General features: G+C 61.5%; 12 protein-coding genes. 11 read left to right on the forward strand and 1 reads right to left on the reverse strand.

Translation table 11 applies throughout. The annotated features are described in order from the left end of the window. The first annotated feature begins 73 nt into the window (after nt 1–73). The 10 genes from BXE_RS32260 to BXE_RS32305 all read left to right on the forward strand — a co-directional run bounded on the left by BXE_RS32260 (nt 74) and on the right by BXE_RS32305 (nt 11,753). Entirely contained in the window at nt 74–1,195 is a 1,122-nt protein-coding gene (locus BXE_RS32260) for a polyamine ABC transporter substrate-binding protein (protein WP_011492317.1), read from the forward strand. 215 nt (nt 1,196–1,410) lie between these two features. After that, complete coding sequence (locus tag BXE_RS32265) at nt 1,411–2,574, forward strand: ABC transporter ATP-binding protein (RefSeq protein WP_011492318.1); 1,164 nt, start codon at nt 1,411–1,413, stop codon at nt 2,572–2,574. Continuing rightward, nucleotides 2,571–3,545 (forward strand): ABC transporter permease subunit, encoded by a 975-nt coding sequence (locus BXE_RS32270; RefSeq protein ID WP_011492319.1) that lies wholly within the window; start codon nt 2,571–2,573, stop codon nt 3,543–3,545. Before BXE_RS32265 ends, BXE_RS32270 begins: the two co-directional genes overlap by 4 nt. Then, nucleotides 3,542–4,453: an ABC transporter permease subunit gene (locus BXE_RS32275; RefSeq protein ID WP_011492320.1), complete on the forward strand. Its 912-nt coding sequence runs from the start codon at nt 3,542–3,544 to the stop codon at nt 4,451–4,453. The genes BXE_RS32270 and BXE_RS32275 overlap by 4 nt, the downstream gene beginning before the upstream one ends. Before the next feature lie 38 nt (nt 4,454–4,491). Then, nucleotides 4,492–6,060: a DUF3138 family protein gene (locus BXE_RS32280; protein ID WP_011492321.1), complete on the forward strand. Its 1,569-nt coding sequence runs from the start codon at nt 4,492–4,494 to the stop codon at nt 6,058–6,060. Nucleotides 6,061–6,131: 71 nt separating this feature from the next. Beyond that, the gene (locus BXE_RS32285) at nt 6,132–7,424 is read left to right on the forward strand and encodes an NAD(P)/FAD-dependent oxidoreductase (protein WP_011492322.1); all 1,293 of its coding nucleotides are present in this window, start codon (nt 6,132–6,134) and stop codon (nt 7,422–7,424) included. Then, a complete protein-coding gene (locus BXE_RS32290; protein ID WP_011492323.1) occupies nt 7,424–8,746 on the forward strand; it encodes an NAD(P)/FAD-dependent oxidoreductase in 1,323 nt (440 codons plus the stop codon). The genes BXE_RS32285 and BXE_RS32290 overlap by 1 nt, the downstream gene beginning before the upstream one ends. Before the next feature lie 346 nt (nt 8,747–9,092). Next, nucleotides 9,093–9,782 (forward strand): DUF969 domain-containing protein, encoded by a 690-nt coding sequence (locus BXE_RS32295; RefSeq protein WP_011492324.1) that lies wholly within the window; start codon nt 9,093–9,095, stop codon nt 9,780–9,782. Then, complete coding sequence (locus BXE_RS32300) at nt 9,782–10,732, forward strand: DUF979 domain-containing protein (RefSeq protein WP_040124549.1); 951 nt, start codon at nt 9,782–9,784, stop codon at nt 10,730–10,732. The genes BXE_RS32295 and BXE_RS32300 overlap by 1 nt, the downstream gene beginning before the upstream one ends. A gap of 10 nt (nt 10,733–10,742) precedes the next feature. Next, the gene (locus BXE_RS32305; protein WP_011492326.1) at nt 10,743–11,753 is read left to right on the forward strand and encodes a DUF2891 domain-containing protein; all 1,011 of its coding nucleotides are present in this window, start codon (nt 10,743–10,745) and stop codon (nt 11,751–11,753) included. Between the two features lie 197 nt (nt 11,754–11,950). Here BXE_RS32305 and BXE_RS32310 read toward each other — a convergent pair whose 3' ends face one another. Continuing rightward, nucleotides 11,951–12,376 carry a PRC-barrel domain-containing protein gene (locus BXE_RS32310; protein WP_011492327.1) on the reverse strand — a complete coding sequence of 142 codons (426 nt, stop codon included), beginning with the start codon at nt 12,374–12,376 and terminating at the stop codon, nt 11,951–11,953. A gap of 229 nt (nt 12,377–12,605) precedes the next feature. Between BXE_RS32310 and BXE_RS32315 the strand changes: the two genes are divergently transcribed. Further along, on the forward strand, nt 12,606–14,981 hold the full coding sequence (locus BXE_RS32315; protein ID WP_040124546.1) for a DNA polymerase II: 2,376 nt from the start codon (nt 12,606–12,608) through the stop codon (nt 14,979–14,981). Nucleotides 14,982–14,990: the final 9 nt, after the last annotated feature.

The raw sequence follows: 14,990 nt of genomic DNA on the forward strand, positions 1-14,990 counted from the left end.
CGGCAGTCTGTACCGGCATGGGCACACCCACACGTCACGCTCATGCCGGTTCTTCACATCAAGGGAAAAAACCATGAGCGTTAGTCATCTTCGTCATGCGGTCGCGGGGGCCGCGCTTCTCGCCTTCACCGGCTTTGCGGCGCTGTCGGTCACGCCGGCCCTTGCGGCCGACACGGAACTGAATGTGTACAACTGGTCGGACTACATCGCGAAAGATACGATTCCGAACTTCGAGAAGCAGGACGGCATCAAGGTCAAATACGACAACTACGATAGCGACGACACGTTGCAGGCCAAACTGCTGGCGGGCAGCTCCGGCTACGACATCGTGGTGCCCACGTCTAATTACATGGCCAAGCAGATTCAGGCCGGCGTGTACCAGAAGCTCGACAAATCGAAGTTGCCGAATCTCGCCAATCTCGACCCCGTGCTCATGAAGATGATCGCCGACGCGGACCCGGGCAACCAGTACGGGGTGCCTTGGGCATACGGTACGGACGGCATCGGCTATAACGTGCAGGCGGTGCAGAAAGCGCTCGGCGCCAATGCGCCGGTGGATAGCTGGGCACTGATCTTCGATCCGGCCAATCTCTCCAAGCTGAAAGGCTGCGGCGTCTCGATCCTCGACCAGGCCGTCGACGTCTTCGCCGCCACGCTGCAATACATGCACAAGGATCCGAACAGTACGAATCCCGCCGACTACCAGGCCGCATTCGAAGTGCTGAAGAAGATTCGTCCGTATATCACCCAGTTCAATTCGTCGGGCTACATCAACGACCTCGCCAACAACGACGTGTGCGTGGTGCTGGGCTGGTCCGGCGACGTCGGTATCGCGAGCCGCCGTACCGAAGAAGCCAAGCGTTCGTATCAGATCAAGTTCTCGAACGTGAAGGAAGGCGGCCTGCTGTGGTTCGACGTGATGGTGATCCCGAAAGACGCGCCGCATCCCGAAGCCGCGCTGAAATGGATCAACTACATCTCGGACCCGAAGGTCAACGCCGCGATCACCAACGAAGTGTTCTACCCGACCGCGAACAAGGCCGCGCGCCAGTTCGTCACACCGGCTGTCGCACAGGACAAGACCGTTTATCCGGGCGATGAAGTGTTGAGCAGGATGACGCTGATGAAGCCGATGCCGACCGACATTCTGCGCCTTGAAAACCGCCTTTGGGCGCAGCTCAAAACCGGCCATTAATCAGGCCGACGTCATAAAGCATTGATCCCGCGCTCAGGGATCGCTCGAACCCTGAGCGCATGAATAGCAGTTACGGCAGTCAGCCTGCGCGTTTGTTTTAACAGTCCCACCTGCGCGCAGTCCCATGTTTTCCGATCGCAGTGCACGTTGCGAAGCGCTTTCCGCGCCTCGTATGGAGACACTTGCGCCCGCGATCCGCAAGGAATGGTTACATCATGAACTCGACGACCTCAAAAAGCGCCGCCGGCGCTACCCAGATGGGCCGCCCCGCGGTGACGGCAAAAGCGAAACCGGACGAATTCGTTCGCATCGAAAATGTCGTGAAGAAATTCGGCGACAGCACCGCTGTCGACAACGTCAACCTGAGCATCGCGAAGAACGAACTGTTCGCGCTGCTCGGCAGTTCCGGCTGCGGCAAGTCCACGCTCCTGCGCATGCTCGCGGGGCTCGAGACGGTGACGTCCGGGCGCATTTTCGTCGACGGCGAAGATCTCGCCGCGATGCCGCCGTACAAGCGGCCGGTCAACATGATGTTCCAGTCGTACGCGCTCTTCCCGCATATGAGCGTGGAGGCGAACATCGCCTTCGGTCTGAAGCAGGAAGGCACGCCGAAAAATGAAATCAGGGAACGCGTAGCCGATGCGCTCAATCTCGTGCAGATGAGCAAGTACGCGCAGCGCAAGCCGCATCAACTGTCAGGCGGCCAGCAGCAGCGTGTGGCGCTCGCCCGCTCGCTGGTCAAGCGCCCCAAGCTGCTGCTGCTCGACGAGCCGATGTCGGCGCTCGATAAAAAGATCCGCCAGAAAACCCAGCTCGAACTGGTGAACATCATCGAGAAAGTGGATGTGACCTGCGTAATGGTCACGCACGATCAGGAAGAAGCCATGACGATGGCCGGCCGCCTCGCCGTGATGAGCGAAGGCCGCATCGTGCAGATCGGCTCGCCGAGCCAGGTCTATGAGTTTCCGAATAGCCGCTTCTCCGCTGAATTCATCGGCTCCACCAACCTGTTCGAAGGCACGGTGGTCGCGGATGAACCGGACCACATCTTCGTTGAAAGCGAAGACCTCGAATCGCGCATCTACGTGAGCCACGGCGTTACCGGGCCGCTCGGCATGCCGGTTGGCATCTCGGTGCGTCCGGAGCGCATCAAGGTCTCGCTCGACAAGCCGTCGACGCCGCACAACTGGGCGCGCGGCGTGGTCTCGGATGTCGCGTACATGGGCAGCTATTCGCTGTATCACGTGCGTCTGCCGAGCGGCAAGACCGTCGTGTCGAATCTCTCCAGCTCGCATCTGATGGCCGAAGGTGCGCCTTCCTATAACGACGACGTGTTCGTCTACTGGTCGCCGGCTAGCGGCGTGGTGCTGACGCAATGAGCAATCCCACTACCTCCTCCCCCGCGGCGCTCGGCGCGCCGTCCGGCAGCCGTTTGGCCGGCTCGCTGAAAAAACGCCTGGCCATGCTGGTGCCTTCGGGCCGCACCACCGTGATCGGCGTGCCGTTCCTGTGGCTCACGGTGTTCTTCGCGTTGCCGTTCGTACTGGTGCTGAAGATCAGTTTCGCGGATCTGCGTCTGGGCATTCCACCGTACACGGATCTCGTGACGGTCAAGGACGGCATGGTGCATTTCGCCATGCAGCTCAGCCACTACGCGTTTCTGCTGCAGGACGATCTGTACGTTGCCACGTATCTCAGTTCGCTGAAGATGGCCGCGGTCTCCACCTTCTTCTGCCTGCTGATCGGCTATCCGATTGCGTACTACATCGCCCGCTCGGAACCCACCAGACGCAACCTGCTGATGATGGGCGTGATGCTGCCGTTCTGGACGTCGTTCCTGATTCGCGTCTACGCATGGATCGGCATCCTGAAGGACGACGGCCTGCTCAATCACACGCTGATGGCGATCGGCATGATTCATTCGCCGTTGCGCCTCTACCACACGGATATCGGCGTCTATATCGGCATGGTCTATTCGTACCTGCCCTTCATGGTGATGCCGCTCTATGCGCACCTCGTGAAAATGGATCTGACGCTGCTCGAAGCGGCCTACGACCTCGGTTGCAAGCCGTGGACGGCATTCACACGCATCACGTTGCCGCTTTCGAAGAACGGCATTATCGCCGGCAGTTTGCTGGTGTTCATTCCGGCGGTGGGCGAATACGTGATTCCGGAACTGCTCGGCGGCGCCGACACGCTGATGATCGGCCGCGTGATGTGGGATGAATTCTTCAACGATATGGACTGGCCGATGGCATCCGCCGTGACGGTCGCGATGGTGCTGCTGCTGCTCGTGCCGATGGCCGTGTTCCAGTACTACCAGGTCAAGGAACTGGAGGGCGCGAAATGATCAAGCCTAACAAGACGCTTTCCAATAGCGTGCTGACGTTCGGATTCCTGTTTCTCTACATTCCGATCATCAGCCTCGTGGTGTACTCGTTCAACGAATCGAAGCTCGTCACGGTATGGTCCGGCTTTTCCCTCAAATGGTACGGCGCGCTGTTGCACGACGGCGAACTGCTGAACGCGGCATGGCTTTCGTTGAAGATCGGTCTGCTGACCGCGTGCGCCTCCGTTGTGATCGGCACGTGGGCCGGTTTCGTGCTCGCGCGCTTCGGACGCTTTCGCGGCTTCACGCTGTTCGCCGGCATGATCAACGCGCCGCTCGTGATTCCTGAAGTGATTCAGGGTATCTCGCTGCTGCTGCTGTTCGTCGCACTCGAACAGATGCTCGGCTGGCCGAAGGGGCGCGGTCTCTTCACGATCTGGATCGGCCACGTGATGCTGTGCGTGTCGTATGTGGCGATCGTCGTGCAATCGCGTGTGAAAGAGCTGAACAAGTCGCTCGAAGAAGCCGCGCTCGATCTCGGCGCCACGCCATTCAAGGTGTTCTTCCTGATCACCCTGCCGCTGATCTCGCAGGCGCTGATGTCCGGCTGGCTGCTGTCGTTCACGCTTTCTTTCGACGACCTCGTACTCTCCGCATTCCTGTCCGGGCCGGGCTCGACCACGCTGCCGCTCGTCGTGTTCTCGCGTGTGCGCCTCGGCCTGAATCCGGAAATGAATGCACTCGCCACGATCTTCATCACCACGGTGACGATCGGCGTGATTGCCGTGAACCGCTGGATGCAGTTGCGCGAGCGCAAACGCAACCGCGACATGCAGATGGCTTTTGCGCTTGCCGAAGCCGCAGATCCCTTGCCCTCCGCTCCACAACAAGCCGCCGTACGGAAGTCGCTCGATACGGCACGTGCATAAGAAGTCCGTTTGCAATACGACCAATAAGGAGAATTTGAATGAGAAAGAAACTCATCTGTCTGTTGGTGACGGGGAGTCTGCCTGGCATAGCCGCGGCAGATGCCACCAGCGACCAGATCAAGGCGCTGCAGGCCCAACTCAACGCGCTGCAAAAGGAGGTCAAGCAGCTGCGCGCGGAAGTCGCCACCAAACCGAAGGCAGCCGCTGCCGTCACCGTGGCCCCGGCCCCGGCGGTGGTGGCCGCACCGGTGGATATCTCGTCGCCTGATTACGGCAAGGCTCAGGCGACGCTGACCAACGACGACGTGACGGCGATGAAGCAACAGATCGCCAATCAGCAACTGAAGGTCGACTCGCTCGAAGATGCCGCGCAGACCGGGCCGATCGCCGGTCTGTCGGTGACGGGTTATATCGACCCGACCTACATTTATAACCGTGCGCAGAGCAGTTCGTCGTTCCTGTTCGCTAACCACGAAAGCAGCTACAACTACTTCAACAGCACGTTCGGCGACCTGTACCTCGACATCAAGAAGACCTTCGGTGTCGGCCCGATGGCGCCGTCGGCCGAAATCACGTTGATGCCGAATCGTGGCAACGGCATTACGCTGCTGCAGAACTCGCACGGCGATATCGGCAACAACATCCTGAACACGGCGGTGGTGAACGTGCCGCTCACGGCGACCACGACACTCGTGGCCGGTTTGATTCCGAGCTTCGGCGGCTATGAACTGCAGCAGTCGAATCAGATGCTCACGCTCACGCACAACCTGCTGTACGACTTCTCGGATCCGGGCAGCTACATCGGGATCGGCGCGAACTACACGGCCGGCAACTGGGCGTGGAAGTTCTTCCTCGGCAACGAACAGTACCGCACGTTCGGCGCAGTCACGCAGACGGGCACGAACGCGCTGGGCGATCCGATCACGACCAGCAACAAGATTCCGACGTTCACGGCTCGCACCGATTACACATGGTCGAGCGCGCTGGATATCGGCGGCTCGATCAATATCGGGCGTCAGACCTTGCCGAGCTCGATCGCTGACAACGGTACGGTCAGCTACGGCGTAGGCGGCCAGGCACCGAGCTCGGGTGGCACGTTCTTCTTCACCGAAGCCGACCTGACCTACACGCTCGCCGACGTGCAGTACAACGCCGAGCTCGACTACGGTCAGCAGCAGAACGCCGCGTACAACGGCGGCCAGGCACAGTGGTACGGCCTGTCGCTGCTCGCGCACCGCAAGTTCAATCTGCCGGTGGTGGGCCGCATGGGCGCGACCGTGCGCTATGACCTGCTGGTCGACAGCAAGAATGGCGGCGGCGGCGGTGGTATTGCGTTGAACGGCAACGGCATGGACACGGCGAACGGCTTCGGTATCGGCGCGGACTGTCTTGCCAATTCGCAGGCGAACGGCGGCCTTGGTTTCGAATGCAAGGGCGCAACCCGCCAGGACGTTTCGCTCGACCTGCTGTTCTATCCGACCCAGCAGATCACGGTCAAGGTGGAATACCGCCACGATTGGGCCAACAAGCAGGTGTTCCTGAAGAACGACGGTTCGTATGGCAAGTCCAACGACCTGCTCGCGACACAGTTCATCTACTCGTTCTAATCCGTACCGCCGGCGCGTGGCCTCGCTGTAAAAGAGGCCACGCGCACCGGCTCATTCCGCATGCAATGCCTATGCTCCGATTCTCGAATCAGCCTCACGTCGCCTCGTATTACGCCGCCACCGCCAACGACACCACCCGCCATCCCGCACTCGAAGAAACCGTCAATGTCGATGTTTGCGTGATCGGCGCCGGCCTCACCGGCATTTCCACTGCGCTCAATCTTGCCGAGCGCGGCCATTCGGTCGCGGTGCTCGAAGCGTCGAAAGTCGGCTGGGCGGCGAGCGGCCGCAATGGCGGCCAGTTGATCGGCGGCTTCGCGTGCGATATCGATACGTTCGCGAAGTACCTGCCCGCGGACGACGTGAAGCGCGTTTGGGACATGGGGATCGAAACCCTCGACATCGTCAAGGAACGCGTCGCCAAACATCAGATCGATTGCGATCTGACCATCGGTTATCTGACCGCCGCCAACAAGCCGCGCGATACCGACGCGCTGCAGAAATGGCGCGACGAAGCGCAGCGGCGCTTCGGCTATGACCGCTTCAGCTACGTCGACGCCGACGGCGTGAGCAACTACGTTCAGTCGGAACGCTATCTCGGCGGACTGTTCGACGCGGACAGCGGCCATCTGCATCCGCTGAATTACACGCTGGGTCTGGCGCGCGCGGCACGCGAGGCCGGCGTGCGGATTTTCGAAGACAGCTGCGTCACGGCCCTGCGTGAAGAAAACGGCCGCCATGTCGCGCAAACCGCGCGCGGCGAGGTGCGGTCGCGATTCATCGTGCTCGCCTGCAACACCTATCTCGGCAAGCTGGCGCCGGAAGTGGCAAGCAAGATCATGCCGGTCGGCACCTACGTGATCGCCACGGAACCGCTCGACCCCGATCGCGCCGAAGCGCTGATGCCCGCCAAAGCCGCCGTGTGCGACAGCCGCTTCGTGCTCGACTACTTCCGTCCCGCGCCGGATAACCGCCTGCTGTGGGGCGGCAAGGTGAGTTATTCGACATTCGCGCCGCGCAACCTAGGCGAAGCGATGCGCCGCGATATGCTCAAAACCTTCCCGCAACTCGACGATGTCAAAATCGACTACGCGTGGGGCGGTTTCGTCGACATCACGATGAACCGGGCGCCGCATTTCGGCCGGCTCTCGCCAACCGTGTATTTCGCGCAAGGCTTCTCCGGGCACGGCGTGAACACCACCGGACTCGCGGGTAAGCTGATTGCCGAGGCGATCGACGGCCAGGCATCGCGCTTCGATCTGTTCGGCAAGATCCGTCACCGCGATTTTCCTGGCGGCGCTACACTGCGCACCCCTGCCCTCGTACTCGCGATGGCCTGGTATCGAATGAAGGACCTGCTTTGATGAATGCTCCGACGCCTGGCTTCAACCCACTCGAGCGCCGCGCCGATGCGCTGATCGCCAACTCCTACTATGAAGCGAGCGCCGCCCGTCCGCTTACCGACGACCCCGCGCTGGAAGGCGCGCTCGAAGCCGACGTGTGCGTGATCGGCGCGGGCTTTGCCGGTTTGTCGGTCGCGCTGGAGTGCCGGGCGCGCGGCCTCTCGGTGGTCGTGCTCGATGCGTATCGTCCGGGCTGGGGCGCGTCGGGACGCAACGGCGGGCAGACGCTGGTCGGTTTCGCGAAAGACGAGGTGATGGAGCGCCAGCTCGGTCTCGAAGGCGCGTGCGCTGCGTGGGCGATGTCGGTGGAAGGCGTGGCGCTGGTGCGCGAGCGCATCGGGCGCTATGGCATCGACTGCGATTTCACGGCCGGTTATCTGACGGTCGCGACCAGACCGAAACGCGTGCCCGATCTGCGTTCGTGGATGGAATCGGCTTCGCAACGCTGGGGTTATACGAAACTCTCGTGGCTCGATACCGACGAAATACGTTCACGGGTTGCATCGCGACGCTATCTGGCCGGCGTGTACGATCCGTTTTCCGGCCATCTGCATCCGTTGAAGTACTGCCTCGGTCTCGCCGATGCGGCGCGCCGCGAAGGCGTGCAATTGTTCGCGCATTCGCCGGTCGTCGAGGTGGAGCGTGGTGCGCGGCCCGTGGTGCGTACCGCTCGCGGCGAAGTGCGCTGCCGTTTCGTCGCGGCATGCGGCAACGCCACCATCGGCGACGTGCTGCCGGCGCCGGTCGCCGCGCGCATTGCACCGATCGCGTCGTATATCGTCGCTACCGAACCGCTCGGCAAGGAACGCGCGGATGCATTGATCAAAGGGCGCGAGGCGATTTGCGACAACAACTTCTTTCTCGACTATTTCCGTTTGTCGGCGGACCATCGCGTGCTGTTCGGCGGACGGGCGAGTTCGACCGGGGCGTCGCCGGCACAACTCAGCGAAGAGATACGCCAGCGCATGATCGCCGTGTTCCCGCAACTCGCCGATGTGAAAATCGACTATGCGTGGGGCGGTTTTGTCGACGTGACGCGCAATCGCGCGCCCGATTTCGGTTCGATCGATCCGAATTACTTCTACGTGCAGGGGTTTTCCGGGCACGGCGTTGCGTTGACCGGTATTGCCGGTCGCGTGGTCGCCCAGGCAATGGCGGGCGAGACGGCGGCCTTCGATCTGTTCGCGCGGCTGCGTCATGCCCGCTTTCCAGGCGGTCCGGCGTTGCGCGGGCCGGCGCTCGAGCTTGGGATGATGTATCACCGGATACTCGAATTGTTCTAGTCGTCATCGCATCCTGCGGCAACAGCACGGCGCAAGCGCGGTAGCCGTGCTGCTTTTCACTGATTCACGCCTTCGCCATCCGTGACGCGCGTCACTGGCCTCGCCTTTCCCTCGCCCCCTCACCTCGAACACCCACACTCTCCTAAGCGTTTACCCGCAATACCCAATTTGTCGACTATTTATCGATAAATTCTCGTGTTAGATTCCCTCGCCTGCCGGCTATCGCAACCCGCCGCAACCTGGCGCAACCAGTCTGCGCCTACGTGCAACCCGCGTTCGCGGCACTGAAGCAACGCACCGGCAACACACAACAACGACACCTCAGCGACGCAGCAAGGAGAACATCATGTGGGTTTTGATCGGCGTGCCGATCGTGGTACTCGGCTTCGCATTGCGCTTTAACTCGCTACTGGTCGTGACGATCGCGGGGATCGCCACGGGCGTCGCGGGCGGCTTGCAGCCGGTCGAGATCGTCAGCGCATTCGGCAAGGCGTTCGCGGATAACCGCTACATGGGCCTGATCTGGCTGACGCTGCCGGTAATCGCGCTGCTGGAGCGCAACGGTCTGAAAGAACAGGCCAGGCACCTGATTTCGCGCCTGCACGCCGCCACCACCGGCCGCGTGCTGATGCTGTACTTCGTGATCCGCCAGATCACCGCCGCACTCGGTCTGACGTCGCTCGGCGGCCACGCGCAAATGGTGCGTCCGCTGATCGCGCCGATGGCCGAAGCGGCCGCCGCGAATCGCTACGGCGAATTACCCGATGCAGTGCGTCAGCAGATCCGCGCGAATGCTTCGGCGGTCGACAACATTGCCGTGTTCTTCGGCGAAGACATTTTCATTGCGATCCAGTCGATCCTGCTGATCAAGGGCTTTCTCGAACAGAACGGTGTCATTGTCGAACCGCTGCAGGTGTCGGTGTGGGCAATTCCCACCGCCGTGGCCGCACTCGTGATTCATATGGTGCGGCTAATGCTGCTGGACCGCAATCTCTCACACAAGATGACCGCGTACGGCCGGGGTATCGCACGATGATGATCAAGCTCGAATCGCTCTACGTGCTGGCCGGTTTGATGTTTGCCGCCTTCGCCCTCTTCAGTCTGCGGGACCGTTCGAATCCGCGCCGCGTCGCCAACTTTCTCTTCTGGGGTGTCTATGCGGTCACCTTCATGTTCGGCGGAGAACTGCCGCACTTCGTAACAGGCTGCCTCGCCATTGCACTCGCCGTGATCGCCGGTTCCGGCAAGCTCGGCAAAGGCAGAGCGGACAGCAGCACCGAAGCGGCCGCCGCGCGCCGCGAAGCGAATGCGCAACGCTTCGGCAACAGGCTGTTCATCCCGGCGCTGCTGATTCCGTTCATCACGTTGCTCGGCACCTTGACGCTGAAATACGCACCCTTCGTCGAAGCGAAGAGCGTCACACTGATTTCCCTCGTATTAGGCACGCTGGTCGCGTTCGGCGCGGCGCTTTTCATGCTGCGCGACTCGCCGGTGCACGCACTGAAAGACGCGCGGCACACTATGGACACCGTAGGCTGGGCCGCCATTCTTCCGCAGATGCTGGCCGCGCTCGGTGCGCTGTTCGCCGTGGCGGGCGTGGGCCACGTGGTGTCGGATCTGGTGAAAACGTGGATTCCACTCGACTCCGCCTTCGCGGTGGTCGCGGCCTATACGTTCGGCATGGCCATTTTCACGATGATCATGGGCAACGCATTCGCCGCGTTTCCCGTCATGACAGCGGGTATCGGCTTGCCGTTGATCGTGCATCAATTCCACGGCAACCCCGCCATTCTGGGCGCGATCGGCATGCTGTGCGGCTTTTGCGGCACTTTGATGACCCCAATGGCGGCCAACTTCAATATCGTGCCGGCCGCGCTGCTGGAGCTGAAAGATCAGAATGGCGTGATCAAGGCGCAATGGCCGACCGCTTTGCTATTGTTGATCGTCAACACCATACTGTTATATCTGTTCGTATTCCGCTTTTGAGGAGGCGCCAATGACTACCCAACTCACTCGCGAATTCGCATCGAAATTCGCCAATCTCGCACTCGCCCATCTCACGCGCGAATACCCGAACAAGCTGACGCACTCGCTCGCCGGACCGCAAGACGTACAGGGCCCGCGCGCACTGCATCCGATTTTTTACGGCAGCTACGACTGGCATTCGTGCGTGCACGGCTACTGGTTGATTCTGCATCTATTGGAGCGCTTTCCCGATCTGCCCGAAGCGGCGCGCATTGTCGCGGTGGTCGACGAGCATTTCACCGCGGCGAACGTGGCCGGCGAGCTTGCGTATCTCGATCTGCCGCACAACCGCGGTTTCGAGCGGCCGTATGGTTGGGCCTGGCTGCTTGCGCTCAGCGCGCAACTCGATTCGCTGAAGCTCTCGGAGGCCGCGCGCTGGTCGAAAACCTTTGCACCGCTCACCCGGTTTTTTGTCGAACAGTTCGAGGCATTTCTGCCGAAAGCGACTTACCCGCTGCGTGTGGGCACGCATTTCAACATGGCCTTCGCATTGGCGCTGACGCTGGATTTCGCGCGGCAAACGTCGCGTGAATCGCTGGAGGCACTGATCGTCAATACCGCGGAACGCTGGTTCGTGGACGACGTGGCGTGTCAGGCGTGGGAGCCTGCCGGCGACGAATTCCTCTCGCCTTCACTCATGGAAGCGGAGCTCATGCGCCGCGTGTTGCCGCCCGCGCAGTTCGTCGACTGGTTCGGCCGCTTTCTGCCGAACCTCGGCGCGAAAAAGCCCGCCACGCTGTTCGAGCCCGTCACCGTGACGGATCGTACCGACGGCAAGATCGCTCACCTCGACGGTTTGAATCTGAGCCGTGCGTGGTGCCAACGTTCGCTGGCGCGCGCATTGCCCGCAGGCGACATTCGCCGGACCGTCCTGTTCGATGCCGCCGAGCGGCATCTGCAAAGCGCACTACCGCACGTGGCCGGCGACTATATGGGCGAGCACTGGCTGGGCACGTTTGCTACGCTTGCACTGGAAGCCTGAATAAGCCTTGATTCAAGGCACCGATCCGAATTTTCAATGACGGGCTGGTCCGTCAATGCGCTAGAAACGTGAAAGCGGCGCTGCCGGCCAACCGGTTTCCCCCAACCGGTTCGCACCGCGAGCGCCGCTTTTCCACCCTGGTCTCAATCTGGAGCCGCTTCTCGCGGCTCAGCCGGCGACCATGCCGGCTTCATGCATTACTGCCCCGTCAGCTTCTTGGGCTTCGGCGGCGCCTGAACCTTGTTGTACTGGAACGCGGGTGTCGCCTTCAAGGCGTCTTTGGTGGCGCCGGCCAGATAGAAATTCCCCTGGCGGATATCCAGCGCGGCGATGGGCACCGCAACGTCGTGCGAGGCCACGCCGAGGAAACCACCGGCGGAGACGATTGCGGCGGACAGCGAGCCATCGGGCGCAACCACCAGATCGCGGACCGTACCGATCTTCTCGTTCTGGTCGTTGTACACCCCCTTGCCAAGAATGCTCTTCTTGACACTCCAGCCGCTCAACAGCGCATTCGACTGCTCGACGGTGATGCTCAGCGGCTGCGTGCCGGCGACTTGCGCCTGCGCACCCAGGCTGGTTGCAGCTACTGCGACGACGACAACAAGTTTGCTCAAAGTCATATCGTTCACTCCGTGTTTAAAGACTTGGCCGGCGCATGGCACGCGCCGAAAGGAATCGCTGCAGCACGATCATACAGATTGCGCCGCGCGACTGCATCCGGCGTGGCGGGAAGCCGCATGCGAACCACGCAAAGGGTAATCGCGACAATGCCCGATGCCGGCATCACGGCTCGAAGCTCGTGGCGGTAAAATCGCGCAAGGCGACCACGCCTGCATTAGAGGTGGAAGTTTGACTGAGCTTGAACAGGGTTTCATCCTGACCCGGCATTGGCGGGACACACCCGCCGGCACGGAAGTCGATTTCTGGCTGGCAACGGACAGCGGGCCCCGTCACATCCGTCTGCGCCCTCAGCCTTCGGTGGCGTTCATTCCCGTCGAGCACCGTGAGCGGGCCGAAACGATCCTGCGCCGCGAAACACCGCTCGATCTGCGCCCGCTCGATCTCCGCGATTTTCAGCATCGTCCGGTCATGGGACTTTATTGCCCTCAGTACCGGCAATTGACGGGGTTCGAGAAACGCCTGAAGCAAGGCGGCGTCGATGTCTACGAAGCCGACATCTTCCCGCCGGAGCGCTACATGATGGAGCGTTTCATCACGGCGCCGGTGTGGTTCAGCGCGGACGCGCAGAGCAACGGCCACAACGGTCCGCTCCTGAACGGCGAACTCAAACCGGCCACCGGCTATCGCCCGCCTTTGAAGCTGGTTTCGCTCGATATCGAAACGAGTGCCCACGCCGAGTTGTATTCGATCGCGCTGGAAGGTTGCGGACAGCGCCAGGTGTATATGCTGGGCCCACCCAATGGCAATGCGGGCGCGCTCGACTTCGACCTCGAATACTGCGAAACCCGCGCACAGTTGCTGGAAAAACTGAACGCGTGGCTGGAGCGGCATGATCCCGATGCGATCATCGGCTGGAATCTGGTGCAGTTCGATCTGCGTGTGCTGCAGCAGCACGCCGAACAATATCGCATACCGCTGCGGCTCGGCCGCGGTGGCGCGGTGATGGAATGGCGCGAGCACGGGCTCAAACAGAATCACTTCTTCGCGGGCGCCGCGGGGCGGCTGATTATCGACGGCATCGAGGCACTGCGCTCCGCAACGTGGAGTTTCCCTTCGTTCAGTCTCGAACACGTCGCGCGTTCCGTGCTGGGCGAAGGCAAGTCGATCGACAATCCATATCAGCGCATGGACGAAATCCAGCGCCGCTTCGACGAGGACAAGCCCGCGCTCGCGCAATATAACCTCAAGGACTGCGAGCTGGTCACGCGCATTTTTGCAAAAACGGACTTGCTGCCGTTCCTGCTGGAACGCGCGAGCGTCACCGGGCTGCCGGCCGATCGCAGCGGCGGATCAGTGGCCGCGTTCACGCATCTGTACATGCCGCGCATGCATCGGCAAGGCTATGTCGCGCCCAATCTCGGCGACGTGGCCGGCGCCGCGAGCCCCGGCGGCTTCGTGATGGATTCGCGTCCCGGCCTCTACGATTCCGTGCTGGTGCTGGACTACAAGAGCCTCTATCCGTCCATAATCCGCACCTTTCTGATCGACCCTGCCGGCCTGGTGGAAGGCATGCTGAATCCCGCCGACGATCAATCCGTGCCGGGTTTTCTCGGCGCGCGTTTCTCGCGCACCCGCCATTGTTTGCCGTCGATCGTCGGGCAGGTCTGGCAAGGGCGCGAAACGGCCAAACGCGAGAACAACAAGCCACTTTCGCAGGCATTGAAGATCATCATGAACGCCTTTTACGGCGTGCTGGGATCGACCGGCTGCCGGTTCTTCGACCCGCGTCTCGCCTCGTCGATCACCATGCGTGGCCACGAAATCATGCATGCCACGCGCGAACTGATTCAGGGCGAAGGCTACGAGGTCATTTACGGCGACACGGATTCCACCTTCGTGTGGCTCAGGCATGCACATGGCGAGGAAGACGCGAGCCGCATCGGCCACGCGCTGGTCGAACATATCAACGCATGGTGGCGGCAGAATCTGCGCGAGAGATTCGGGCTCGACAGCGCGCTCGAACTGCAATTCGAGCGGCACTATCGGCGCTTCTTCATGCCGACCGTTCGCGGCGCCGAAGAAGGCAGCAAGAAACGCTACGCAGGCCTCACGGTTCTGCCGGACGGCCGCGAGGACATTGTTTACAAAGGACTCGAAACGGTACGAACGGACTGGACACCGCTCGCGCAGCAGTTTCAGCAGGAACTGTACCGGCGCATTTTCACGCGGCAACCGTACCAGGATTACGTACGCGACTATGTACGCGATACGCTCGAAGGCAAGCTCGACGATCAGCTCGTGTATCGCAAGCGCGTGCGCCGGCCACTCGGCGAATACGAGCGCAACGTGCCGCCTCACGTGCGCGCGGCGCGGGTGGCGGACGAGTTCAATCGGCGGCAAGGGCGCCCGCTGCAATATCAGAACGGTGGCTGGATCAGCTATGTGATGACGGTTGCCGGACCCGAGCCGCTGGAAACGCTGCGCTCGGCAATCGATTACGAACACTATCTGACGCGGCAATTGCAGCCCGTCGCCGACGCGATCCTGCCGCTGCTGCGCGATGATTTCACCGCCTTGATGTCGGGTCAGAAACCGTTGTTCTGAAGCAGTGCT

The organism is Paraburkholderia xenovorans LB400, assembly GCF_000013645.1.
Classification (GTDB): Bacteria; Pseudomonadota; Gammaproteobacteria; order Burkholderiales; family Burkholderiaceae; genus Paraburkholderia; species Paraburkholderia xenovorans.